Genomic DNA, 23,132 nt, shown 5'->3' with positions numbered 1-23,132 from the left:
GGGTAGGACGCGTACGGGCGCGGTTTATTCCCGCCGGGATCGGGGATGCGCGGGGATTGGCCAGGCGCGACGCGGCCCCGGTAGGGGCGGCGCAAGCCGCGGCCGCGTCGCCGCCGTCGGCGACGCTTCGATCCCCGCGCCGTCGGCCGGTCGCGAACGCGGACGTCGCCGGCGCGGCGAGCGCCGCGGGAATACACTGCGCTCGGCGGCGTCCTACGGACGAATCCCTTCCGAACCGGCCCTGCGCCCATGTCCCCGCACGAACTCGATCAGGCCTTGCGCGAACAGCTGCCCTCGCTGCGACGCTTCGCGCGTTGGCTGGCGCGCGACCCGCACGCCGCCGACGACCTGGTCCAGAGCGCGCTCGAACGCGCGATCGCCGGCTGGGGCCAGCGCCGCGACGAAGCCGCGCTGCGGCCGTGGCTGTTCTCGATCCTGTATCGCCAATTCCTCGACGGCCAGCGCCGCGCCCAGCGCTACGCCGGCCTGCTGGCGCGGATCGGGCTGGGCGCGACGGAAAGCCAGCCCTCGGCCGAACGCGAGTTCATGGCGCGTTCGGCGCTGGAAGCGTTGCAGCAGTTGCGGGTGGAGCAACGCAGCCTGCTGCTGTGGGTGTCGGTCGAAGGACTGAGCTATCAGGAGGTGGCCGACATCCTCGAGGTTCCGATCGGCACGGTGATGTCGCGCCTGTCGCGCGCGCGACAGGCGCTGCGCCGGCTCAGCGAAGGCGAGACCGCGGCGCCGCCGTTGAGGCTGTTGAAATGACCATCCCGTCCCGCCGTAACCCGCGCCGCCGCGCTCTGCTTCCGTTTGCGAGTTCCGTATGACGCCCCAAGCCCCCGACGAACACGACCTGCACGCCTACATCGACGGGCGCCTGGACCCCGAGCGCCGCGCCGAGGTCGAGGCCTGGCTGGCGCGCCAACCCGAGCGCCTGGCCGAACTGCAGGCCTGGCAACGCGACGCGCAGCAACTGCGCGCCGGACTCGCCGGCGCCGTGCCGCCGCCCGAGCCCATGCTCGACCCCGCGCGCCTGCGCAGCGGTCTCGCGCGCAGGCGCAGCGCGCGCTACGCGGTCGCCGCGTCGGTGCTGCTGAGCCTCGGCGTGGGCGGCATCGTCGGCTGGCAGGCGCGCGAATGGAGCCGCCCTGCGCCGCGGTCGATGATCGCGGCCGCGCCGATGGCCGACGCGATCGCCGCACACCGGTTGTTCGCTGTGCGCCGCGATCTGCGCACCGACGCGGCCGGCGGCGAGGTGCAGTCGTGGCTGGATGCGAATTTCCGCGAACCCATGCGCCTGCCCGATCTGAGTGCCGCGGGCTATCGCCCGGTCGGCGCGCGCGCCCTCGCCACCGACCAGGGCCCCGCGGCGCTGGTGCTTTACCAGGGGCCGGCCGGCGCGGCGATCAGCTTCTACATCCGCCCGCCGGGCCCGCGCCACTACCTGCTGCCGCGCGGCGACCGCCGCGACGGCGGCCTGCTGGCCCAGTATTGGTCGCGCGGCGCGTACAACTATGCAATGGTGAGCGACGGAGCGTCGGCGGCGGTCGTCAGGCGGGCGCTCGCCGGCGCCATCTGACGCATTCAGCCAAGGCCACGACGATGATCTCTGCGCACACCCCGGAAACGCGCGACGCGTTCGAAACGTTTTTGCGCTCGCTGGCGGAAGGCTCGGCGACGCAGCAGGACTGGCGCCGCTTCACGATCGCGCAGTATCAAGACCCGGCGCTGGAACTGGCCCGGGTCGCGCTGGTGCGCGCCTCGCAACACCAACCGCAGATGCCGACCGAGTCGGCCAAAGTGCAGGCGCTGGCGGACGAGATCGGCCGCCGCTTCAACGCCTGAGGCATCGCGCGCGTCCGGCGGCCAAAGAAAAAGCCCCGCGAGCGGGGCTTTTTCGCTGCCTGTGGGCTTACGCCGCCTGCACGATCCGCAGCGGATTGCGGAATTCCTTCAGCAGCTCCGCCTCGCGCGCCTTGGCCTTGTGCAGGTGGTCTTCTTTGACGTGGCCGTAGCCGCGGATGTGCTCGGGGATGCTGGCGATTTCCGCCGCCAGGTCGACGTTGCCGCCGTCCAGCGACGACAGCAGGTCGCCGACGGTCTTCTCGTAGTCGGCGATCAGGCGGCGCTCCATCTTGCGCTCTTCGGTGTAGCCGAAGAGGTCGAAGGTGCCGCCGCGCAGCTTGCGCAGCTTGGCCAGCCACTTGAACGCGGTGAACACCCAGGGACCGAACTCCTGCTTGATCAGCCGGCCCTGCGCGTCCTTCTTCGCCAGCAGCGGCGGAGCGAGGTGGAACTTGAGCTTGTAGTCGCCGTCGAACTGCTGCTGCAGGCGGCGCTGGAACTCGCCGCTGGTGTACAGGCGCGCGACTTCGTACTCGTCCTTGTAGGCCATCAGCTTGAAGAAGTAGCGCGCCACCGCCTCGGCCAGATCGGTCGAGCCCGGCGCCTTGCTCTGCTCGGCCTCGCGCACCTTGGCGACGAAATCGCTGTAGCGCTTGGCGTAGGCGGCGTCCTGGTAGTCGGTGAGGAAGGCGACGCGGCGCGCGATCAGTTCGTCGAGCGAGCGCGACAGGCGCAGGTCGTCGAGCGGCAGGAAGGCGACGCCGTCGCCGTCGGCGGCCTTCGCCGGCACGTGGCGCAGCTCGTCCTCGTTGCGGGTCGCGCGCGGCGCCGAGGTCGCGCCCCATTCGTTGCCCTCCCACTCGCCGGGCTTGAGGTGCGGCAGATCGTGCGGGGTGGCTTCGGCGGCGGTCGGCACCTTGCGGGTGACGCCGGCGGCTTCGGCCACCGCCAGCGGATCGATCGCGGCCAGGCGGCCCCAGGCGAAGGCGGTCTTGTTCATCTCGATTGCCGCGCCGTTGAGTTCGATCGCGCGCATCAGCGCGTCGAAGGCGATCGGCACCAGCGCGCGCTGCCAGGCGTAGCCCAGGATGAACAGGTTGGCGGCGATGGCGTCGCCGAGCAGGGCGGTGGCGAGCTGGGTCGCGTCGACCAGATGCGGGTCCTGGTCGCCGAGCGCGAGCTTGATCGCGGCGACGATGTCGGTGGCCGGGAACTGCATGTCCGGACGGGTGGTGAAGGTGCCCGGCATCGCCTCGTAGCTGTTGAGCACGACCTGGCTGCGGCCGGCGCGGATCTTCGACAGCGCCCAGTAGTCGTTGACCACGACCATGTCGCAGCCCAGCACCAGGTCGGCCTCGCCGGCGGCGATGCGCACGGCGTGGATGTCGTGCGGGGTCTTGGCGATGCGGATGTGGGTGGTGACCGCGCCGCCCTTCTGCGCTAGGCCGGTCTGGTCGAGCACGCTGGCGCCCTTGCCTTCCAGGTGGCCGGCCATGCCGAGCAGGGCGCCGATGGTGACCACGCCGGTGCCGCCGACGCCGGTGATGAGGATGTTCCAGGGCTGGTCCAGCGACGGCAGGACCGGCATCGGCAGATCGGACAAACGGTCCTTGGCCGAGGAACCCTTCTTCTTTTTCAGCCCGCCGCCCTCGACGGTGACGAAGCTGGGACAAAAACCATTCACGCAGGAATAGTCCTTGTTGCAGTTCGACTGGTCGATCTCGCGCTTGCGGCCGAACTCGGTTTCCTTCGGCAACACCGAGACGCAGAACGACTTCTTGCCGCAGTCGCCGCAGCCTTCGCAGACCAGAGTGTTGACCATGACCCGCTTCTGCGGGTCGACCATCTTGCCGCGCTTGCGCCGGCGGCGCTTCTCGGTGGCGCAGGTCTGGTCGTAGATGAGGACGCTGACGCCCTTGGTTTCGCGCAGGCGCTTCTGGACCGCGTCGAGCTCCTTGCGGTCGTGGAACTCGACGTCGCTCGGGAACAGCTCGCGCTTGTTCCACTTACCGATGTCGTCGGACAGCAGGACGATCGTGTGCACGCCTTCGGAGCGCACCTGGTGGGCGATCTGCGGCACCGACAGGGTGCCGTCGACCGGCTGGCCGCCGGTCATCGCCACCGCGTCGTTGTAGAGGATCTTGTAGGTGATGTTGACGCCGGCGGCGACCGACTGGCGGATCGCCAGCGAGCCGCTGTGGAAATAGGTGCCGTCGCCGAGGTTCTGGAATACGTGCTCGGTCTCGGTGAACGCCGACTGCCCGCACCAGGTCACGCCTTCGCCGCCCATCTGGGTGAAGGTGTCGGTGGCGCGGTCCATCCAGGTGACCATGTAATGGCAACCGATGCCGCCGAGCGCGCGCGAGCCTTCCGGCACCACCGTGGAGGTGTTGTGCGGGCAGCCCGAGCAGTAGTGCGGCACGCGCGGGAACGCGGCGCGCGGCAGCGCCAGTTCGCTTTCCTTTTCCTCCATCCAGCGCAGCACGTTCTGCATCTGCTCGGAGTTGTGGAAGCGCTGGATGCGGCGCGCGATCACGCCGGCGATGCGCGCAGGAGTCAGTTCGCCGGTCGAGGGCAGGATCCACTCGCCATTCTCGTCGTACTTGCCGACGATCGACGGCCGGCGGCCCTCGTCCCAGTTGTACATCGACTCCTTCATCTGGCTTTCGATGAAGGCGTGCTTTTCCTCGACCACGACGATGTCGTCCAGGCCGCGCGCGAACGCGCGCAGGCCGACCGGCTCCAGCGGCCAGGTCATGCCGACCTTGTACACGCGGATGCCGAGGTCGGCGCAGGCGCGCGCGTCCAGGCCCAAGTACTCCAGCGCCTGCAGCACGTCGAGGTAGCTCTTGCCGGTGGTGATGATGCCCAGGCGCGGGTTCGGCGAATCGATCACGATGCGGTCGATCCGGTTCGCGCGCGCGAACGCCTGCGCGGCCTTGACCGCGTACTGGTGCAGGCGCATCTCCTGGTCCATCGGCGGGTCCGGCCAACGGATATTGAGGCCGCCCGGCGGCATCACGAAGTCGTCGGGGGCGACGATCTGCAGCGCGAGCGGATTGACGTCGACCGAGGCCGAGGATTCGACCGTCTCGGCGATGGTCTTGAAGCCGACCCAGCGGCCGGTATAGCGCGACATCGCCCAGCCGATCAGGCCCATGTCGAGGATGTCCTGCACCCCGGCCGGATTGAGGATCGGCATCATCGCGCTGGTGAACTCGCCCTCCGAGCCGTGCGGCAGGGTCGAGGAGCGGCAGGCGTGGTCGTCGGCGGCCAGCGCCAGCACGCCGCCGTACTTGCTGGTGCCGGCGGCGTTGGCGTGCTTGAACACGTCGCCGGTGCGGTCCACGCCCGGGCCCTTGCCGTACCACATGCCGTACACGCCTTCGACCTTGGCGCCCGGGAACAGGTTGGTCTGCTGGGTGCCCCAGACCATGGTCGCGCCCAGGTCCTCGTTGAGGCCCGGGGCGAACTTCACCCCGGCCGCCTCCAGATGCTTGCGCGCGCGCCACAGTTCCAGGTCGAAGCCGCCCAGCGGCGAGCCGCGGTAGCCGGAGATGAAGCCGGCGGTGTTCAGCCCCGCGGCCTGGTCGCGCAGCCGCTGCATCAGCGGCAGGCGCACCAGCGCCTGCACGCCGGACAGATAGATGCGGCCTTCCTGACGGGTGTACTTGTGCTCCAGGGTGTAATCCGGATCGAGTACGGAGTTGGTCAGTTCGGTGTTCGCCGAGGACGGCGAGCTGAGTTCTGCGGTGCTGGTCATGGCGGGCTCTCGCGGCGGTGCCGCGGGTTGGCTGGCGGGGCGGGGCGGCGTCCGGCGGGACGGCGGTGGCGCGCCGAGGCCCGAACAAAGACTCGGAATTATAGCCTTTGTGCCGAATCGGGCCGCCAGGCGACGCCGGGGGTGCCCGACGGGGGCGGCGGGCGTTGGCTGAATGCGACATCCGTACCGAAGCGCATTGCCGGGCCTGCGCTTTCGGTTGCGTGGATGCCATGATTCGCGGCCGCGCCGGCGAGGCGGCGACGGGCACGGCGGCGCGAGCGCGGCCGGTCCGGTTCGGCCTCGCAGCCGGCGCGACATACGATGCCGAGGAGGAGGAGGCGTGACCCAGGACCTGTACTGCTGGCGATGCAAGCGCGTGGTGCCGATGCTCGACGAAGCCGAGTGGGCGCGGTACCTGGCGCTGATCGAAGACTACGTAGGCAAGTACAAGCGCGAGGGCAGCCGCGACGCCTCCGGCCGGCGCTTGCCGCAGCCGGCGAAGAGCCGCGTGGAAGTCGTCGCGGACTTCTACGAGAGCCTGGTGGGCTATCCGGTGGTCGAGCCGGGCTGCAGTTTTTTCGAGGCCTATGCGATCGATCATCATCGGCTTAGCCAGATCGGCCCGCCCTGCGCCCACTGCGGCAAGCCCTTGCGCACGCCGCGCGCGAGTTTTTGCGCGGATTGCGGAACGCCGCGCGCGAACTGAGCGCCCGCGGCGGCAGCGCGTTGCCGATCCGCTACGGCCGATACCGGGCGCGGCTACCATGCACGCATGGCCGCTTTCGATTCCGTCGTCCTGAGCACCCCGCGCCTGCGGCTGCGTCCCTTGCGCGGCGACGACGCATCGGCGTTGCTGGCGATCTGCTCCGACCCGAGGGTGATGCGTTACTGGAGTTCGCCGCCGTGGCACGCGATCGACCAGGCGCAGGCGCTGATCGCACGCGACCGCGAGGCGATGGCGGCCGGGCAGTACCTGCGCCTGGGCCTCGAGCGCGACGGCCGCCTGATCGGCTACTGCACCCTGTTCCAGCTCGACGCGCAGAACCGTCGCGCCGAACTGGGCTACGTGCTCGCCGCCGCGGCCTGGTCGCAGGGCTACATGGGCGAAGCGCTGCGCGCCCTGCTCGACTACGGCTTCGACGCGCTCGACCTGCACCGGGTCGAGGCCGACACCGACCCGCGCAACCGCGCCTCGGTGCGTTGCCTGGAGCGTCTGGGCTTCGTCCGCGAAGGCCTGCTGCGCGAGCGCTGGATCGTCGCCGGCGAAGTCTCCGACACCGCCCTGTACGGCCTGCTACGTCGAGACTGGCGCGCTAGTCCCCTGTAGGAGCGGCGTGAGCCGCGACCACCGAAGAGGTGGACGTAAGCATATTTCGGCGAAATTCGGACCTGCGGCTGCGATTTGCCCTTCCCGGATTTCGGCGAATGGCGTGGTATCTCACCGCTTCGGTGGTCGCGGCTCACGCCGCTCCTACAAGGGTACCGTGAGCCGCGCTCCTGGCGGCGCGCCGGCCGCATCGGCTAGATTGCCGCCATGCGTGTGTATCTCGACGACGAACGCTCCACGCCCGAGGGCTGGGTGCGGGTGTACTGGCCCGATGAGGCCATCGCCCTGCTGCGCCAAGGCGGGGTGACCGAGATCAGCCTGGATCACGACCTCGGCGACGACGCGCGCGGCACCGGCTACGACGTGATCGCCTGGATCGAGGAGGCGGTCGCCCTGGACGGGTTCGTGCCGCCGTCGATCCGCGTGCACTCGGCCAATCCTTCGGCGCGGTTGCAGATGGAAGCGGGGATCGCCGCGATCGAGCGCCTGGCGCGGATCCCCTGAACCGAATCCATGACCCAAGTCCCATGACCCAAGTGTTGTACCCAATGCGCGCCGCCGATGCTCGCGTGCGCTTCGAACTGACCGGGCTTGGCGCGGACGGCCGGCGTAGGCGCGTGTTCGACGGCTACCGGCCGCACTACCGCATCCGGCCGGATTACCACACGTCCGCTCAGCATCGTTTTCTCGATGCGACCGAAGTCCTGACCGGGGAATCCGCCGAGGCTGAAGTGTGGCTGCTGACGCCCGAACACTACCCGGGCACGCTCTGGGTCGGACGCCGCCTGGATATCAGCGAGGGCGCGCGGCCGGTCGGCTTCGCGACCGTGCTGGAGGTGTTCAACCCGATCCTGCTCGGCGCCGAAGCCGCGCCGGAACGGATCTAGCGCCCGGCAGCGCTCAAGGCAAGCCGCCGATCCAGGTCCCGGTCACCTGCAGGTCCTCGTCCAGCGCGACCAGGTCGGCGCGGTAGCCCGGCGCGATCCGGCCCAACTCGTCGCCCAGGCCGAGGAAGTCGGCCGGGTAGGCCGAGGCCATGCGGCAGGCTTCGTCCAGCGGCAGGCCGAGCCGGCGCACGGTGTTGCGCACGGCGCTGGCCATGTCCAGCGCGGAGCCGGCCAGGGTGCCTTCGGCGGTGCTGCACTTGCCGTTGCGGCAGGTCATGGTCTGGCCGTAGAGGACGAAGTCCTCCCGCTCGCCGCCGACCGGCGGCATCGCGTCGGTGACCAGCATGATCTTGCCGCGCGGCTTGGCGGCGATGGCGATGCGCAGCGAGGCGTCGTGCACGTGTTCGCCGTCGACGATCACCCCGCACCAGCTGTCCGGGTCGTCGATGCAGGCGCCGACGCCGCCGGGCTCGCGGCTGCCGAGCGGGGTCATGGCGTTGAACAGATGGGTCACGCCGCGCACGCCGTGGGCGAAGGCCGAGCGCAGGCGTTGGTAATCGGCGGCGGTGTGGCCGGCGCAGACCAGCACGCCGCGCGCGGCCAGGGCCTGCAGGACGGCGTCGTCGAAACGTTCCGGGGCCAGGGTCAGCACGGTCTTGCCGATGCCGAGCGAGGCGACCAGCTCCAGTTCGTCCTCGCCCGGGGTGTGGAACTTGTCCGGGTCGTGCACGCCTTTGCGCGCCTGCGCCAGGTAAGGGCCTTCCAGATGGATGCCGAGCACGCCGGGCAGGCCTTGGTGCATGGCCTCGCGCACTGCGCCGATCGCGTCGCGCATCACCGCGACGTCGTCGCTGATCAGGGTCGGCAGCAGGCCGGTGGTGCCGAACTTGCGGTGTGCCTGGGCGATGCGGCGCACGCCTTCGACCGTCGGCTGGTCGTTGAACAGCACGTCGCCGCCGCCGTTGACCTGGGTGTCGATGAAGCCGGGCACCAGATAGCGGCCGCGCAGATCGATCGTGTCGGCGCTGCGCGGCGCGGGGCCGGGCAGCACCGCGACGATGTGGCCTTCCTCGACGATCACGCTGAGGTCGGATTCGAAGCCGCGCTCGCCGAGCACGCGGCCGTTGACGAAGGCGGTGGCCGTCATGGCAGTGTCCTCAAACCGTTTCGGTGACTTTGTTGAGATGCGGCGGCAGGTCCGGGTTGTGCCCGCGCGCCACGGACAAGGCGTTCACCGCTTTGTAGAAGCTGGCCACGGTGATCAGCGGCGTCATCGCCGGATGCAGCGAGCGCGCCAGCGGCAGGCTGTCGCCGCCGTGGATGCCCGGCGCGGCCAGCCACACCGGCGCGCCGCGCTGGCGGAATTCGCGCGCCACCGCGACCGTGCCGTCGCCGGTGCCGTCGTCCTGGGCGAAGGCCAGCACCGGGAAGCCCGGGCCGACGATCGCCATCGGCCCGTGCTTGACCTCGGCGCTGCTGAACGCCTCGGCGTGCAGGCCGCAGGTTTCCTTGAACTTGAGCGCCGCTTCCTGGGCCGCGCCGAGGCCGAGGCCGCGGCCGATCACAAACAGATTGCGCGCATCGACCAGGCCGTCGACCAGCGCCGACCAGTCCTGGCGCGAGGCCTCGCGCAGCGCGTCGGGCAGGGCGTGCACGGCGTCGAACAGGCGCGCCTCGTGGCTCCAGCGCGCGGTCAGCTGCAGCAGCGCGGCCAGCGAACACAGGTAACTCTTGGTCGCCGCCACGCTGGTCTCCGGCCCGGCGTGCAGGCCGAGCACGGTGTCGGCGATCTGGGCCAGCGGCGAATCGGTCACGTTGACCAGGGCGACGACGTGGGCGCCGGCGGCTTTGGCGATCTCGGCGTTGCGCACCAGGTCCGGGCTCTTGCCCGACTGCGAGACGGCGACGAACAGCGCGTCCTGCAGCTGCGGCTTGACCGCATAGACCGAGCCCACCGACGGCGAGGCCGAGGCGGTGACCAGGCCGAGCTGGGTTTCGAACAGGTACTTGCCGTAAGTGGCGGCGTGGTCCGAGCTGCCGCGCGCGCAGGTGACGATGAAGCGCGGCGGGCGCTGGCGCAGGCGGTCGACCAGGTCGTCGACGAGGTCGGCATTGGCTTGGAACTGGCGCGCGACCGCATCGCCGGCCTCCTGCGCCTCGGCGTACATGCGGGTACCGGTCGGGTCGAGCAGGGTCTGGGTGGTCACGGCGTGGTTTCGCTCTGTAGTTCGGCGACGAAGTCGTAGGCGTCGCCGCGGTAGAAGGACCGGGTGAATTCGACGACGCGGCCGTCGTCGAGGAAGGTGCGGCGTTCGATGAACAATCCGGGCGCGCCTTCGGGCAGGTTCATCAGCCGCGCCTGCTCGGCGTCGAAGGCGATCGCGCGCAGCCGCTGCAGGGCGCGGCTGGGGCGGATGCCGAGCTTGGCGAAGGCTTCGTACAGCGAGTTCTCGACCATGTCGGGCGTGGTCAGCACCGATGCGGGAACCACCGTGCGCTCGAGCGCGAGCGCCACGCCGTCGGCGGTGCGCAGGCGGTAGTAGCGGATCACCTGCGCACCCGGCGACAGGTTCAGCGCCATCGCTTCTTCCGGCGTGACCTCGCCGACGCCGCGCTCGAGGAAGGTCGAGCGCGGATCGAGGCCGCGCGCGCGCAGGTCGTCTGTGAAGCTGGTCAGGCGCGAGAACGATTTGACGATGCGCTCGGCGACGAAGGTGCCGGCGCCCTGGCGCTGCACCAGCAGGCCGTCGGCGACCAGGCCGGCGATGGCCTTGCGCACGGTGACCCGCGACAGGTCCAGCCATTTGCCGAGCTCGCGCTCGCCGGGCAGGGCCTGGCCGGCGGTCAGCTCGCCGTTCTCGATCGCGTGCTGCAGGGTCCGGCGCAGGTGCTGGTAGGCCGGCGCGCGTCGCGCGTCGGACTGCCGGCGGAACTCGTCGAGCAGGTAGGGCTGCATAGTGTGAAAAGATACCAGTGCAAGACCAATGGCGGCAACAAAGGCGCGTAAGTCGCGTATAAATGATTGAATTATGGTTAATTTGTCGGAGTGGTATCTTACTGGTATCTTTGCTGGTATGGTTTCACCCAGACCAGTCCGAGCCCGACCATGAGCGTCTACTCCGTGCCGTCCCCCTCCCAGGCCCCGCATTCGGCGCCGCTGGCCCCGTTCGATCTGGTGATCTTCGGCGGCACCGGCGACCTGGCCCTGCGCAAGCTGCTGCCGGCGCTGTTCCATCGCTATGTCGACGGCCAGATCGTCGCCGGCACCCGCCTGGTCGGCATCGCCCGCGACGAGCGCAGCGACGAGGACTACCGCGGCAAGGTCCGCGACGCGCTGCGCAGCTTCGCCGGCGAGCAGGCGCAGCAGGGCGAGGCCTTGGACGGTTTCCTGGCGCTGCTGCATTACCGCCGCCTGGACCTGAGTTCCGATGCCGGCTGGCCGGAGTTCGCGAGCGAGTTTCCCGACCAGGAACGGGTGCGGGTGTTCTATCTCGCGGTCGGCCCGGACCTGTTCGGCGTGGTCGGCGACCGCCTGCAGTCGCACGGCCTGGTCAACCCGAAGACGCGGGTGGTGGTGGAGAAGCCGCTGGGCAAGGACGGCCGCAGCGCCGACACCATCAACGACGCGCTGGCGCGGGTGTTCGCCGAAACCCAGATCTTCCGCATCGACCACTACCTCGGCAAAGAGACGGTGCAGAACCTGACTGCGCTGCGCTTCGGCAATGCGCTGTTCGAGCCGCTGTGGAAGGCCGAGCACATCGACCACGTGCAGATCACCGTCGCCGAAACCGTCGGCGTGGAATCGCGCGCGCCGTACTACGACAAGTCCGGCGCGTTGCGCGACATGGTCCAAAACCATCTGCTGCAGTTGCTGTGCCTGGTGGCGATGGAACCGCCGTCCTCGCTCGCCGCCGACGCGATCCGCGACGAGAAGCTGAAGGTGCTGCGCGCGCTGCGCCCGATCGAGAACGGCAACGCCGCGCAGATGACCGTGCGCGGCCAGTACAAGGCCGGCGCGGTCGAAGGCCGCGCGGTGCCGGGCTATGCGCAGGAACTCGGCGCGCAGTCGCTGACCGAAACCTTCGTCGCGCTCAAAGCCGAAGTGAAGAACTGGCGCTGGGCCGGGGTGCCGTTCTACCTGCGCACCGGCAAGCGCCTGGCCGAGCGCGTCTCGGAGATCGTGGTCACCTTCCGCCAGGTGCCGCATTCGATCTTCGAAGACCTGACCGAGCAGGACCCGTCCAGCCGCCTGGCGCCGAACAAGCTGGTGCTGCGTCTGCAGCCCGACGAAGGCGTGAAGCTGTGGCTGATGAACAAGGTGCCGGGCCCCGGCGGCCTGCGCCTGCGCCACGTGCCGCTGGACATGAGCTTCGCCGCCGCGTTCGGCGGGCGCCAGGCCGACGCCTACGAGCGCCTGTTGATGGACGTGGTGCGCGGCAACCCGATGTTGTTCATGCGCCGCGACGAAGTCGACGCGGCCTGGAAATGGATCGACCCGATCCGCGCCGCCTGGGCGGCGAGCGCCGACGCGGCGCGTCCGTACACCGCCGGCAGCTGGGGCCCGAGCGCCGCGGTGGCCTTGATCGAACGCGATGGGAGGACCTGGCATGAAGATGCAGGCTGAGCGACTGAAAGTGATCGAACCCTTGCCGCTGCCGCTGCACGAGCGCCTGTTCGACGACGGCGAACACCTGGCCCAGGCGCTGGCGCGCCAGGTCGCCGCCGACCTGCGCGGTGCCCTGGCTCGCCACGGCGAGGCCTGCATCGCCCTGTCCGGCGGCAACACGCCCAAGCGCTTCTTCCAGGCGTTGTCGACCCAGACCCTGGACTGGGCGCGGGTCACCGTGCTGCCGATCGACGAACGCTGGTTGCCGCCGGAGCATCCGCGTTCGAACGAACGCCTGCTGCGCGAGCACCTGTTGCAGCACAACGCCGTCGCGGCGCGCCTGCTGCCGCTGTACCGGCCGACCGAGACGCCGGAAGCGGCGCTGATGCCGGTGCTGACCAAGATCGCCAACGAAGGCCTGCCGCTGGACGTCGCGGTGCTCGGCATGGGCGACGACGGCCATGTCGCCTCGCTGTTTCCGGACCTGGGCCGCGACAACCCGGCGCTGCGCGAAATCGGCCTGCAGCCGCGCGGCCGCGCGCCGGTGATGGCGATCCGCACCGAGGCCATGCCGGAGCCGCGCATGACCCTGACCCTGAGCGCGATCTTCACCGCGCCGGCGCTGTACCTGCACATCGAAGGCGAGAAGAAGCGCGCGGTGCTCGACAACGCCCAGCGCGACCCGCGCAACAACCTGCCGATCCGTTCCGTGCTGCTGGGCGCCCCGCACCCCCCGACCCTTTACTGGAGCCCGTGAGCGAGAGCCGTCCGCTCTGCTCTGCCAATCCCTAATCCCGAATCCCTAATCTCGGACTCCTTGGCGCCCGCCACAGCTTGGGCGCCCAAGACAGCCAAGCCCTGACTCCCTCCCCTCCCAAGTTACGGCTTTTGCTGTCGCCCCTTTCGACGAAAGGGGCAGCGCCCGCTTCGCGGGCGTGGGGGGATTTGCTTTTGCCTTTGCTTCTGCGGAAGGTGTAGGAAGAGCACATCCCCCCTACCTCCTTTTCGAAGGGGGAACCGGTCGGCCTCTGTCGTTGGAGAGAGGAGCGTCCGGCTTCTTCCGCCAGCGCCTGGCATTGACCGAGTACCCGTGAATACCCAACTGCACCCCGTAGTCGCGCAAGTCACGCAACGCATCGTCGAACGCAGCCGAGCGCGCCGGACCGCCTATCTGGCCCGCATCGAGGCGGCCAGCGGCAGCGGTCCGCACCGGCGGCGTCTGTCCTGCGGCAATCTGGCCCACGGCTTCGCCGCCTGCACGGTCGGCGACAAGCAGGCGCTGCGCAGCGGCGTCGCGCCCAACCTGGGCATCGTCAATTCCTACAACGACATGCTCTCCGCGCATCAGCCGCTGGAGCGCTTTCCCGAACTGATCAAGACCGCGGCGCGCGATTGCGGCGCCACCGCCCAGGTCGCCGGCGGCGTGCCGGCGATGTGCGACGGCGTCACCCAGGGCCGCGAAGGCATGGAGCTGTCGCTGTTCTCGCGCGATGTGATCGCGATGTCGACCGCGATCGCGCTGTCGCACGACATGTTCGATGCGGCGCTGTACCTGGGCGTGTGCGACAAGATCGTGCCCGGCCTGCTGATCGGCGCGCTGCAGTACGGCCACCTGCCGGGCATCTTCGTGCCGGCCGGGCCGATGACCTCGGGCCTGCCCAACGACGAGAAGTCGCGCGTGCGCCAGCGCTACGCCACCGGCGAGGCCAGCCGCGAGGAACTGCTCGAGGCCGAGGCGCGCAGCTACCACGGGCCCGGCACCTGCACTTTCTACGGCACCGCCAACTCCAACCAGATGTTGATGGAGATGATGGGCCTGCACCTGCCGGGTTCGAGCTTCGTCCATCCCAATACGCCGCTGCGCGATGCGCTGACCGCGCAGGCGGCGCAGCGCGCCGCGCAGATCACCGCGCTGGGCGACGACTACCGTCCGATCGGCCGGATCGTCGACGAGCGCGCGATCGTCAACGGCGTGATCGGCCTGCACGCCACCGGCGGTTCGACCAACCACCTGCTGCACCTGATCGCGATGGCGGCGGCGGCCGGCATCGAATTGCGTCTGGAAGACTTCGACGCGCTGTCCTCGGCGATTCCGCTGCTGGCACGGGTGTATCCGAACGGTAGCGCCGACGTGAACCATTTCCACGCCGCCGGCGGGCTGGCCTTCCTGATCGGCGAACTGCTCGACCACGGCCTGTTGCACGGCGACGTCGAAACCGTCGCCGGCCCGGGCCTGGCGCGCTACCGGGTCGAAGCGCGATTGGCCGACGACGGCACGGTCGCTTATGTGCCCTCGGCGCCGGCCAGCGCCGACACCGCGGTGCTGCGCCCGGTCGCCGAGCCGTTCCGCGCCGACGGCGGCCTGCGCGTGCTGAACGGCAATCTCGGCACCGCCGCGATCAAGGTCTCGGCGGTGCCGGAAGACCGTTGGACGGTGCAGGCGCCGTGCCGGGTGTTCGCCGAGCAGCACGAGGTCAAGCAAGCCTTCGAGCGCGGCGAACTCGACCGCGACGTGGTCGTGGTGGTGCGCTTCCAGGGCCCGCGCGCCAACGGCATGCCCGAACTGCACCAGCTCACCCCGACCCTGACCGTGCTGCAGAAGCGCGGCCACCGCGTCGCCCTGGTCACCGACGGGCGCATGTCCGGCGCGTCGGGGCAGGTGCCGGCGGCGATCCACGTCACCCCCGAAGCCAGCGCCGGCGGCCCGCTGGCCAAGCTGCGCGACGGCGACGTGGTGCGGGTGGATGCGGTGGCGGGCAGCTTGAGCGTGATCGAGCCGGCCGATTGGGCCGCGCGCGAGCAGACCACGGCCGACCTGTCGGCGCACCACGTCGGTTTCGGCCGCGAGCTGTTCGCCGCCTTCCGCGGTTACGCGGCGCCGGCCGATCAGGGCGCCGGGGTGTTTCCGCCGCTGCCGCTTTGATCGCCCGCTCGAGTCCTGAATCCCGAATCCCCTCATCCCCAATCCCGGCCGCCCATGCCCGCCCCCGTACGTACCACCTTCCTGTTCGACCTCGACGGCACGCTCGTCGACAGCGTTTACCAGCATGTGCTGGCGTGGAAGCACGCGCTCGACGCCGACGGCATTCCGCTGTCGGTGTGGCGGATCCACCGCAAGATCGGCATGAGCGGCGGCTTGTTCACCAACATCCTGCTGCGCGAGACCGGGATCGACATCACCCCGGAGCGGGTCGAGCGCCTGCACCGTCTGCATGCGCAGGCCTACGCCGCGCAGGCGACCCAGATCCGGCCGCTGCCGGGCGCGGTCGAGCTGCTGGCGTATCTGAGCGACAACGGCATTCCCTGGGCGATCGCGACCAGCGGCCGGATGGAGACCGCGCGCCATAATCTGGTCGCGCTCGGCGTCGATCCGGAGCGTTCGGTGGTGATCACCCGCGACATGGTCAAGCACGCCAAGCCCGACCCGGATCTGTTCCTGGCCGCGGCCGACCAGGTCGGCGCCGACATCGAGCATTCGGTGGTGGTCGGCGACAGCATCTGGGACCTGCTCGCCGCGCGCCGCGCGCGTGCGCTCGGCGTGGGGTTGCTGTCGGGCGGTTACGGCCAGGAAGAACTCGAGCGCGCCGGCGCGTTCCGGGTCTACGAGGACCCGGCCGACCTGCTCAAGCACATCGACGAAGTGGCTGCGCGTCCGTAAGCGCGGCGCCCGTGAATCCGGAGTTTCAATCCATGAGTTCGATCCAGGATCTGCAAAAGCGCGTCGGCGCGGTATTGGCGCTGGCGCCGGTGGTGCCGGTGTTGGTGATCGAGGACGTGAAGGATGCCGTGCCGCTGGCGCGCGCCCTGGTCGCCGGCGGCTTGCCGGCGATCGAAGTCACCTTGCGCACGCCGGTGGCGCTGGACGCGGTGCGCGCGATCGCGGCCGAAGTCGAAGGCGCTGCGGTCGGCGTCGGCAGCGTGCGCCGGCCGTCGGATTTCACCGACGCGTTGAAGGCCGGCGCGACTTTCGCGGTGTCGCCGGGCAGTTCGCCGGGCCTGCTCGCCGCCGCGCGCGACATCGACCTGCCGTGGCTGCCCGGCGCGGCCACCGCCTCGGAAGCGATGGCATTGTTGGAGCAGGGGTACACCCAGCTCAAGTTCTTCCCGGCCGAATCGATCGGCGGCGCGACCGCGCTCAAGGGCATCGGCGGGCCCCTGCCCGAGCTGCGCTTCTGCGCCACCGGCGGGATCGGCGCGCACAACGCCGGCGAGTATCTGGCGTTGAAGAACGTGCCCTGCGTCGGCGGCTCCTGGGTGGCGCCGGCGGCGGCGGTGCAGGCCGGCGATTGGACCAAGATCGAAGCGCTGGCGCGCGAGGCGGCGGCGTTGAAGTGAGTGTGTTTTCCTCTCTCGCGTATGGGAGAGGGGACGGATGCGCCGCCCGGGGAAATTGCGGCGAAGCCGGCCGGTCTCCCTCTCCCGCCTGCGGGAGAGGGCCGGGGTGAGGGCGCGCGACGACCGGTTCCGGTTCCGACCGCTGCGCCGGCTCAGGCGCCCCCGGGGCCCCCGGCCGGCCGCGGCGGCGCGGTCGAGCCGCGCACCACCAGGATCGGGCTGAAGCCCTCGTTGGCCGGCGCTTCCACCGGCTGGTCGGTCTCGCGGCGCAGCTCGGCGATCAGCCGGTACGCTGCATGCCGGGCGATTTCTTCGGTGGCCTGCCGCGCCGTGGTCAACGTCGGCCAGGACTGCTTGGAGAACGGGCTGTCCTCGAAGCCGGCGATCGACAGGTCGTAGGGCACGTGCATGCCCGAGGATTTGGCCGCCGCCAGCACGCCGGCGGCGATCTCGTCGTTGCTGCCGAAGATCGCGGTCGGCCGGTCCGGCAGGGCGAACAGGCGGCGCGCGCCGCGGAAGCCGTCGTCGAAGGAATAGTCGCCCGGCAGGACCAGGTTTTCGTCCTCGCCGATGCCGTAGTCGGCCAGCGCCTGCGCATAGCCCTTGTAGCGCTCCCAGCTGGAGCGGTGCGACTTGCCGCCCCACAGGAAGCCGATGCGCTGGTGGCCGAGCTGGATCAGGTGCTCGGTGATGTCGTAGGCGGCGTCGCGGTCGTCGACCCAGACGCAGGGCGAGCCGTCCTTGGGGTCCTCGGCGGCGGACACGATGCGCACCAGCTTGATGCCGTGCGCGACCAGTTCGCTGACCAGCTCCATGCGCTCGGACATCGGCGGCGCCAGCACCAGCCCGGCCAGACGCGCGCCCTGGACCAGGTCGATCAGGTCGGCGGCCAACAGCGGCGAGGACGAATCGCAGGGATGGATCTGCAGTCCGTAGCCGGTCTCGCGGCAAGCGGCGAGCACGCCGTTCTGCACGCTGATGATGTAGTACGGGTTCGGATTGTCGTAGACCACGCCCAGCGCATACGGCTGGGCGCTGCGCAGGCTGCGCGCCGAGGGGTCGGGCCGGTAGTCGAGCTCGGCGATGGCCTCGTGCACCCGCGCGCGGGTGCGCGCGCGGACGCCGGATTCGTCGTTGATGACCCGCGAGACGGTCTTCAGCGAGACCTGGGCGAGTTCGGCGACGTCTTTGATGGTGGGTCGGCGCACGGGGCTCCTGCGGCGGCGCGGCCGGCGCGGACGGCGCCGTCGGAGGTCTAGCCTACTCGCCGGCTCAGACCTTGGGTACCACGGCCAGGGTCAGGCGCGAGATGCAGGCCAGGCGGCCGGCCTCGTCTTCGATACGGATCTCCCATACCTGGGTGCTGCCGCCGATGTGCAGCGGCCGCGCGGTGCCGGTGACCAGGCCGCGGCGCACGCCGCGCACATGGTTGGCGTTGATCTCGATGCCGACGCAGACCTTGCCCTCGGGGCAGCACAGGTTGCCGGCGCTGCTGCCCAGGGTTTCGGCGAGCAGGACCGAGGCGCCGCCGTGCAGCAGGCCGTAGGGCTGGTGGGTTCGGGCGTCGACCGGCATGGTGCCGCGCACGTAGTCGGGGCCGATTTCGGTGAAGACGATGCCGAGCGGTTCCATCGCGGTGTTGCGCGAAAGCCGGTTGAGGTCGTCGACGGTGGTGGTGCCGCGGAACACAGGGCGCGCGGCGGAAGCGGAGTCGGGGGCGTTCATCGCGCCACGATAGCGGCGCGGGCGAGGCCCGGCCAGCCGCGATGCGGCGGAACGCGTTGCGACGGAAACGGCAGCGGCGCGGAACCCGCGCGGTGGATCAAGAAGCCCGGATTCGGCGCGCCGGGCAGTGACTGCGAGGGCGCGCCGATCCGGGTCGGGGTGAAAGGGGCAGGGGTATTGCTGCGATCGGCCGGTCCATGGTCGGCGACCGGCGATCAGGCGAAGCGGAAGCGCGGCTGGACCCAGTTGCTGGTGTAGCTGCGGTTGCTGGCGTAGCCGCTGCTGTTGCCGTAGCCGACGCCGAAATCGCGCTGGCGGTGCAGGTGGCGGACCGGAGCGGCGGTCTTGGCGTTGGTCGGGGCGGTCGTGGTGGCGGTGCGGTTGGTGGTCAGAGCGTTCATGGCGGTTTCCTCTTCCTCGTGTTGTGGAGTCGTAGTGCTTCGGTGTGTTGGTAAAGTACAACACCTAACGTAGTTCCCACCCGTGCCGTAAGTCATGGTTCTTTCGGCGAGATCCTGAACAGGGGGTCCGGACCGGGCGGCGGGTGCGGCGCACCTGCCAGGGTTCGTAGATGATGTCTGCTGGAGCGGCTTGGTTGCATCGCCGCGCCTATGACTGAAGACCTAGCAAGGGCGGAAAATGTGACCGCCCGGGCGCGCGGCCGCTGCACCCGGGCCGCCTGCGACGCCCCCCGCCCGCTGCCTTTCGCCCCTGTGCCGAGCCCTCCGGGCCGTTTGGGCCCGCATCAGGCCGCGTCGGACGAGGGCTGTGCCCGGTCCGGCATCTAAGAGTATTCCGTATACGATTTTGCGCGCAGGTCTGCCCTAATGGGATCGGGCTCGAAGGCCCCGGAGCGGAACATCGTCCCGGGGAACGCAGGATCGACGGACGCCGTCGAGCGAGGCCCTGAGCGCGCAGTCGAACGTCGGAGCCCGGCCCGGGTGCGCCGGCCGACGCTCGATCCGCGCTTGGGCGTGTCGCCGCGGCATCGGAACCGGCTGTGCCACCCAGCCGGGGGGAGACTCCGAAACGGATAGCGGATCCGGCTACCGCATGTGCCCAAAACGCGTTTCTCCACGTATCCGAGACCGGGCCACGCCCGGGGCCTCGCCAACAGGGGTTCGATCATGCGAGCGAAAAGTGGTTCATTGGCGTTGTTGCTGATGGCGGCGGGGGCCGTTCCGGCGGCAGCGACCGCGGCTGCGGTAAGCAATCCGCGCGACGACACATGCAGTCGTCCGGAAAACAACGTCGCCAAGTTCTGGAACGATTCCAACTTCGCCGCCAAGGTGGCGCAGATGAATTTCAGCGGCGGAATCGTCTGCATCAATTCGAATGTGGGGATGGGCGCGGGCCAGGTTTCGGCCAGCGACGTCTATACCGCGGACCACCTGTACTGGGTCGCGGACGCGATCGCCGGCAAAGCGCGGGAGCTGCCGGGCCTGAGCGGCGACGCCGATGCGTTCGATTCCAAGCTCAACGAGCTCAACAGCCTGGTGGCGTTCCTGCGCATGGGGCTGGTCAACCAGCCGATCGACCGGCCCATCTCGAGCCAGCCGAGCTGGCTGATCGAGAAGATCCAGACCGCCATGGACGTGCTGGTCTACAGCTCGGGCACGCCGAACCGCTCCATCTACGCGTTCAACAGCGACGCGCCGGCGAACTTCCCCACCGCGACCAACAGCGAACTGGTCCGCAACATCGCCCTGTTGTTCGCCGACGGCGCCGATACGCTGCCCTACGACGCCGCGCGCAAGGACTATCTGATCACCACCACCCAGGCGGTGATCGAGCGTCTGAAGTACATGAACAACTATGTGTCCTTGTTCGTTCCGGCCGACGCGCCGGGACATCGGGCGCACGAATACCTCAACGCCAACGCGTTCATGAGCCGCTTGCCCGGCTATCTGATGAACGTGCTGCGCAACAGCCTGTTCTCGACCAAGCTGGCGCACAACGCCCAGCCGTTCACCACCGAAGTGCGCTACCCGAAGCGCAAGACCGACTCCGGCGCCCTGCCGGGCGCGGACGACCGGGTCGACGTCGCGTTCGCCGCAGGCACGGATAAGGGCTATCGACAAGCGATTTCGACCGGGAGCTGGGTCAGCTTCAGCATGTCGAACCGGGCCTACGATCAGAGCTACCAGAACCCGAACGTCGAGGTGAATGCGGTCGCGCCGCATTGCGACAGCGTGCAGTTCGAGATCGTCTATAAGCCCAACTACACGCCGAAGTCCGTCGGCGACAACCCGTTGTACTTTCCGTTGAGCCTCAGCGTGGGCTCGGCCGGGTACTACGACGCCAAGGACAAGCGCAATATCGCCACCAACACCAGCTATGGCACCACGCCTGGCGGCCTGCCGCAGAAGGTCTATCTGCAGGCTACGGACGCGCGCAACGGCAGCTACACCTATTCGGCGACCTTCAAGCTCAACGCCGGCAGCGGGATCGATGCGGTCGAATATCCCCTGACCATGTTCGACGTCCAGCTGCTGCAAGGGCTTCCGGTGTATCGCAATAGCGACGGAACCCTGCTGGTCACCGACAGCCGGGGCAGCTACAGCCAATCCGAAGTCAGCATCGGCAAGTTCAAGTACCAATGCCGGACGACGAGGGGGCAGGTGGCCGCCGAACGGATCCGCAACGAATCGACGTTGCGCAACGCCTTCTACAACACCTACGGCGCGGCGTTCGACGCCGCCAACAGCGCGATCCTGTCCGAGAGTCCTTACCAATCGGGCGGGGCGCAGGCCGCACTGATGCGCGAGCTGATGGAGGCCTACGGTACGTACCAGTTCTCCTCGCGCTACCAGGCCGCTCTCCAGTACGACGTGCTGCTGGCCTGGTGGAGGGATCGGATCAAGCCGATCACCGCCACGGTCAGCAACGCGATCCTCGCCGGCAAGACGCGGCACAAGGGCATGGTCATGGCCTTGAGCTACGTACTGAGCAAGACCGGTCTGCTGGGGGGCTGCGAGCAATACAGCATGTGCCGGCCCTATCGGGACCGGGCGGGCGCAGACGACTATTACTTCGACGTCAAGTTCACCTACAACCGCGGCGGCTACGATTGGCGCGTCTGGGCGCAGAAGCCGAGCGATTTGGTCGCAGCTTCATCTACCTACATCATGGATCGGATCGTCAAAGAGTTCGATCTGGCGCACGAGCACTTCTACAAGAAGGTGTTGCGGAACCGCTGGAGCGAATCGGAGAAGAACGGCCATAACTATCGCGCCGGCGATTTCTACGTAACCGCGAACTCCTACAACTGGCAGGAAAGCTTCTCGCCGTTCGTCGAAGGGATCATCGATTTCAACGAATATCACCAGAACGCGACGTTCGCAGGCGGCACCTCGTACGGCGAGGTGTCCGACCGGTCGGAGGCGGGCTTGAACCGAGCCTTCTGGATCTATGCCTTCGCCGACAATCCGTCCTACCGCGCCGGGATGTACGTCCCTTGGGAGCTTGGGCACGAAATGGCGCACGAGTTGGATCGCAAGAGTTTGTTCCTGAGTCACGCGGGCAACAACGGTTGGCCGAGCACGGCGATCACCGAAGGCCTGGCGGAAGTCGTGCAGACGTACCTGAACGAAGATCTGGACCGGCTGGCCGATAGCCGGTATCTCACCACCAAGGCCACCGGCCGCCCGATCTCGTTCCTGGCCCATGCCGCCTACGGCACGGTGTCGGCGAAGTCGACGACGGAAATCTGGCGGGCGGGCGTCCTGCACGACGACAGCGCGTACTGCAAGAACCGCGGCGGCTGCGTTTACGACATCAATACCAGCATCTACAAGTATCTGATCGACAAGGACCCGGCGCAGCTCGATTACCTCAACGACCGCAAGCGAGCGGGCGCGTACGCTACGGCGAACGACTACTACGCGGGCGGTTTGCGCAACATGTACGAGGCGCCGTTCTCGCAGGGCATGCGCAGCGCCAAGGAGCAGTTCGTACGGGAAAATCCCGGCAAGCTGGTGGAGTGATCGCGCGCAGCGCCCCGGCGACGGGGCGCTGCCTACCAATGAGGCAGCGAATCATGCAAGCGAAATGGGTCTGGGGCGCCGCGCTGGCGGCGCTGTTCGGAGGGTTGCTCTTGGTGGCTTGCGAGCCGCTGCGGGGCAAGCTCGCGGGGTGGTTCGGGCAAGACGCCACCCGATCGGCCACCGGCTCGGCGTCCGTCCCGGGAGCGCAGCGCAGCGGCGATGGATCCGAGCGCGCGGGGCGGTCCGAGGTGCGCGACCAGGAACTGCTGAACCGGCACCTGACCGACCACGACCCGGGAACGCCGGCGCGCGCTGCCGCCGAGGAACCGATCGCGCCGGCCGATCCCGAAACGCTGCCGGAAGCCGAACGCATGGCCTACGTGGCCCGCGAGCGGTTCGGTCCCAGGGTTGCGCCGACGCCGGCCGAAAGCGTCCGCTCCAACATTCCCAGGGCGCGTATCGAAAAGCAGAGGGACGGCCGCTACTGGGTGATCACCGACGACGGCCCGGCTCGGCCCGATCTTCCCCCGGGCACGATCGTCGAACGCGACCCCGGGCGGAGGTAGCGCCCGGCGGCGGACCCCGGGCCATGCCCGGGGCGCGTCCTTGCGTTCGAAGCGGCTGCGCTCGCGCCCCGCTGCAGCAACGCCGCAGCGTG

General features: G+C 69.2%; 21 protein-coding genes. 14 read left to right on the top strand and 7 right to left on the bottom strand.

Features of this window, described 5'->3' with window-relative positions; genetic code table 11:
• Positions 1-249: 249 nt before the first annotated feature.
• From V2J18_RS21485 to V2J18_RS21475, 3 genes are read left to right on the top strand one after another with little or no spacing between them, the layout of a single operon-like run.
• Positions 250-765 carry an RNA polymerase sigma factor gene (locus tag V2J18_RS21485; protein WP_336132846.1) on the top strand — a complete coding sequence of 172 codons (516 nt, stop codon included), beginning with the start codon at positions 250-252 and terminating at the stop codon, positions 763-765.
• A gap of 58 nt (positions 766-823) precedes the next feature.
• Positions 824-1,579 (top strand): anti-sigma factor family protein, encoded by a 756-nt coding sequence (locus tag V2J18_RS21480; RefSeq protein WP_336132845.1) that lies wholly within the window; start codon positions 824-826, stop codon positions 1,577-1,579.
• Positions 1,580-1,602: 23 nt separating this feature from the next.
• On the top strand, positions 1,603-1,845 hold the full coding sequence (locus V2J18_RS21475) for a hypothetical protein (RefSeq protein WP_064745960.1): 243 nt from the start codon (positions 1,603-1,605) through the stop codon (positions 1,843-1,845).
• Between the two features lie 67 nt (positions 1,846-1,912).
• On the opposite strand, the gene V2J18_RS21470 is transcribed toward V2J18_RS21475, so the two are convergent.
• Entirely contained in the window at positions 1,913-5,608 is a 3,696-nt protein-coding gene (locus V2J18_RS21470; protein WP_336132844.1) for an indolepyruvate ferredoxin oxidoreductase family protein, read from the bottom strand.
• Between the two features lie 340 nt (positions 5,609-5,948).
• Between V2J18_RS21470 and V2J18_RS21465 the strand changes: the two genes are divergently transcribed.
• The 4 genes from V2J18_RS21465 (at position 5,949) to V2J18_RS21450 (ending at position 7,822) form a co-directional block, all read left to right on the top strand.
• Positions 5,949-6,314, top strand: a complete 366-nt coding sequence (locus V2J18_RS21465; protein WP_336132843.1) for a hypothetical protein — start codon at positions 5,949-5,951, stop codon at positions 6,312-6,314.
• Between the two features lie 66 nt (positions 6,315-6,380).
• Complete coding sequence (locus V2J18_RS21460) at positions 6,381-6,935, top strand: GNAT family N-acetyltransferase (RefSeq protein WP_336132842.1); 555 nt, start codon at positions 6,381-6,383, stop codon at positions 6,933-6,935.
• Positions 6,936-7,142: 207 nt separating this feature from the next.
• On the top strand, positions 7,143-7,439 hold the full coding sequence (locus V2J18_RS21455) for a cyclic-phosphate processing receiver domain-containing protein (RefSeq protein ID WP_336132841.1): 297 nt from the start codon (positions 7,143-7,145) through the stop codon (positions 7,437-7,439).
• A 65-nt stretch (positions 7,440-7,504) separates the two neighbouring features.
• Positions 7,505-7,822, top strand: coding sequence for a hypothetical protein (locus tag V2J18_RS21450; protein ID WP_336132840.1), 318 nt, complete (start codon positions 7,505-7,507; stop codon positions 7,820-7,822).
• 13 nt (positions 7,823-7,835) lie between these two features.
• On the opposite strand, the gene nagA is transcribed toward V2J18_RS21450, so the two are convergent.
• Genes nagA through V2J18_RS21435 form a run of 3 tightly spaced genes read right to left on the bottom strand, consistent with a single transcriptional unit; the run spans position 7,836 to position 10,778 of the window.
• Positions 7,836-8,969 (bottom strand): N-acetylglucosamine-6-phosphate deacetylase, encoded by a 1,134-nt coding sequence (gene nagA / locus V2J18_RS21445; RefSeq protein ID WP_336132839.1) that lies wholly within the window; start codon positions 8,967-8,969, stop codon positions 7,836-7,838.
• A 10-nt stretch (positions 8,970-8,979) separates the two neighbouring features.
• Positions 8,980-9,990: an SIS domain-containing protein gene (locus tag V2J18_RS21440; RefSeq protein WP_064745981.1), complete on the bottom strand. Its 1,011-nt coding sequence runs from the start codon at positions 9,988-9,990 to the stop codon at positions 8,980-8,982.
• Between the two features lie 35 nt (positions 9,991-10,025).
• Positions 10,026-10,778, bottom strand: a complete 753-nt coding sequence (locus V2J18_RS21435; protein ID WP_064745950.1) for a GntR family transcriptional regulator — start codon at positions 10,776-10,778, stop codon at positions 10,026-10,028.
• A 150-nt stretch (positions 10,779-10,928) separates the two neighbouring features.
• Here V2J18_RS21435 and zwf point away from each other — a divergent pair, with 150 nt between their 5' ends.
• The 5 genes from zwf to eda all read left to right on the top strand — a co-directional run bounded on the left by zwf (position 10,929) and on the right by eda (position 16,763).
• Positions 10,929-12,446: a glucose-6-phosphate dehydrogenase gene (gene zwf, locus V2J18_RS21430; RefSeq protein WP_336132838.1), complete on the top strand. Its 1,518-nt coding sequence runs from the start codon at positions 10,929-10,931 to the stop codon at positions 12,444-12,446.
• Positions 12,430-13,185 (top strand): 6-phosphogluconolactonase, encoded by a 756-nt coding sequence (gene pgl / locus V2J18_RS21425; protein WP_186442479.1) that lies wholly within the window; start codon positions 12,430-12,432, stop codon positions 13,183-13,185. Before zwf ends, pgl begins: the two co-directional genes overlap by 17 nt.
• 333 nt (positions 13,186-13,518) lie before the next feature.
• Positions 13,519-15,351 carry a phosphogluconate dehydratase gene (gene edd / locus V2J18_RS21420; protein WP_336132836.1) on the top strand — a complete coding sequence of 611 codons (1,833 nt, stop codon included), beginning with the start codon at positions 13,519-13,521 and terminating at the stop codon, positions 15,349-15,351.
• Between the two features lie 54 nt (positions 15,352-15,405).
• Positions 15,406-16,086, top strand: a complete 681-nt coding sequence (locus tag V2J18_RS21415) for an HAD family hydrolase (protein WP_064745944.1) — start codon at positions 15,406-15,408, stop codon at positions 16,084-16,086.
• 32 nt (positions 16,087-16,118) lie between these two features.
• Complete coding sequence (gene eda / locus V2J18_RS21410) at positions 16,119-16,763, top strand: bifunctional 4-hydroxy-2-oxoglutarate aldolase/2-dehydro-3-deoxy-phosphogluconate aldolase (protein ID WP_064745943.1); 645 nt, start codon at positions 16,119-16,121, stop codon at positions 16,761-16,763.
• 152 nt (positions 16,764-16,915) lie between these two features.
• Here eda and V2J18_RS21405 read toward each other — a convergent pair whose 3' ends face one another.
• From V2J18_RS21405 to V2J18_RS21395, 3 genes are all read right to left on the bottom strand, one after another.
• Positions 16,916-17,971 carry a LacI family DNA-binding transcriptional regulator gene (locus tag V2J18_RS21405; RefSeq protein ID WP_064745942.1) on the bottom strand — a complete coding sequence of 352 codons (1,056 nt, stop codon included), beginning with the start codon at positions 17,969-17,971 and terminating at the stop codon, positions 16,916-16,918.
• Between the two features lie 64 nt (positions 17,972-18,035).
• Positions 18,036-18,488 carry a hotdog fold thioesterase gene (locus V2J18_RS21400; RefSeq protein ID WP_064745941.1) on the bottom strand — a complete coding sequence of 151 codons (453 nt, stop codon included), beginning with the start codon at positions 18,486-18,488 and terminating at the stop codon, positions 18,036-18,038.
• Positions 18,489-18,703: 215 nt separating this feature from the next.
• Complete coding sequence (locus tag V2J18_RS21395) at positions 18,704-18,889, bottom strand: hypothetical protein (protein WP_064745940.1); 186 nt, start codon at positions 18,887-18,889, stop codon at positions 18,704-18,706.
• 726 nt (positions 18,890-19,615) lie between these two features.
• Here V2J18_RS21395 and V2J18_RS21390 point away from each other — a divergent pair.
• Positions 19,616-22,474, top strand: a complete 2,859-nt coding sequence (locus V2J18_RS21390; protein WP_336132834.1) for a hypothetical protein — start codon at positions 19,616-19,618, stop codon at positions 22,472-22,474.
• 53 nt (positions 22,475-22,527) lie between these two features.
• Positions 22,528-23,040, top strand: a complete 513-nt coding sequence (locus V2J18_RS21385) for a hypothetical protein (protein WP_141233293.1) — start codon at positions 22,528-22,530, stop codon at positions 23,038-23,040.
• Positions 23,041-23,132 lie beyond the last annotated feature (92 nt).

It is taken from the genome of Lysobacter firmicutimachus, from assembly GCF_037027445.1.
Classification (GTDB): domain Bacteria; phylum Pseudomonadota; class Gammaproteobacteria; order Xanthomonadales; family Xanthomonadaceae; genus Lysobacter; species Lysobacter firmicutimachus.
The sequence above is the reverse complement of the archived record's forward strand: the minus strand, read 5'-3'. Positions and strand labels throughout refer to the sequence as shown.

Coding starts and splice junctions, on each gene's coding strand:
- V2J18_RS21485 (WP_336132846.1), top strand. CDS start 250: ATGTCCCCGCACGAACTCGATCAGGCCTTGCGCGAACAGCTGCCCTCG.
- V2J18_RS21480 (WP_336132845.1), top strand. CDS start 824: ATGACGCCCCAAGCCCCCGACGAACACGACCTGCACGCCTACATCGAC.
- V2J18_RS21475 (WP_064745960.1), top strand. CDS start 1,603: ATGATCTCTGCGCACACCCCGGAAACGCGCGACGCGTTCGAAACGTTT.
- V2J18_RS21470 (WP_336132844.1), bottom strand. CDS start 5,608: ATGACCAGCACCGCAGAACTCAGCTCGCCGTCCTCGGCGAACACCGAA.
- V2J18_RS21460 (WP_336132842.1), top strand. CDS start 6,381: ATGGCCGCTTTCGATTCCGTCGTCCTGAGCACCCCGCGCCTGCGGCTG.
- V2J18_RS21455 (WP_336132841.1), top strand. CDS start 7,143: ATGCGTGTGTATCTCGACGACGAACGCTCCACGCCCGAGGGCTGGGTG.
- nagA (WP_336132839.1), bottom strand. CDS start 8,969: ATGACGGCCACCGCCTTCGTCAACGGCCGCGTGCTCGGCGAGCGCGGC.
- V2J18_RS21440 (WP_064745981.1), bottom strand. CDS start 9,990: ATGTACGCCGAGGCGCAGGAGGCCGGCGATGCGGTCGCGCGCCAGTTC.
- V2J18_RS21435 (WP_064745950.1), bottom strand. CDS start 10,778: ATGCAGCCCTACCTGCTCGACGAGTTCCGCCGGCAGTCCGACGCGCGA.
- zwf (WP_336132838.1), top strand. CDS start 10,929: ATGAGCGTCTACTCCGTGCCGTCCCCCTCCCAGGCCCCGCATTCGGCG.
- pgl (WP_186442479.1), top strand. CDS start 12,430: ATGAAGATGCAGGCTGAGCGACTGAAAGTGATCGAACCCTTGCCGCTG.
- V2J18_RS21415 (WP_064745944.1), top strand. CDS start 15,406: ATGCCCGCCCCCGTACGTACCACCTTCCTGTTCGACCTCGACGGCACG.
- eda (WP_064745943.1), top strand. CDS start 16,119: ATGAGTTCGATCCAGGATCTGCAAAAGCGCGTCGGCGCGGTATTGGCG.
- V2J18_RS21400 (WP_064745941.1), bottom strand. CDS start 18,488: ATGAACGCCCCCGACTCCGCTTCCGCCGCGCGCCCTGTGTTCCGCGGC.
- V2J18_RS21395 (WP_064745940.1), bottom strand. CDS start 18,889: ATGAACGCTCTGACCACCAACCGCACCGCCACCACGACCGCCCCGACC.
- V2J18_RS21390 (WP_336132834.1), top strand. CDS start 19,616: ATGCGAGCGAAAAGTGGTTCATTGGCGTTGTTGCTGATGGCGGCGGGG.
- V2J18_RS21385 (WP_141233293.1), top strand. CDS start 22,528: ATGCAAGCGAAATGGGTCTGGGGCGCCGCGCTGGCGGCGCTGTTCGGA.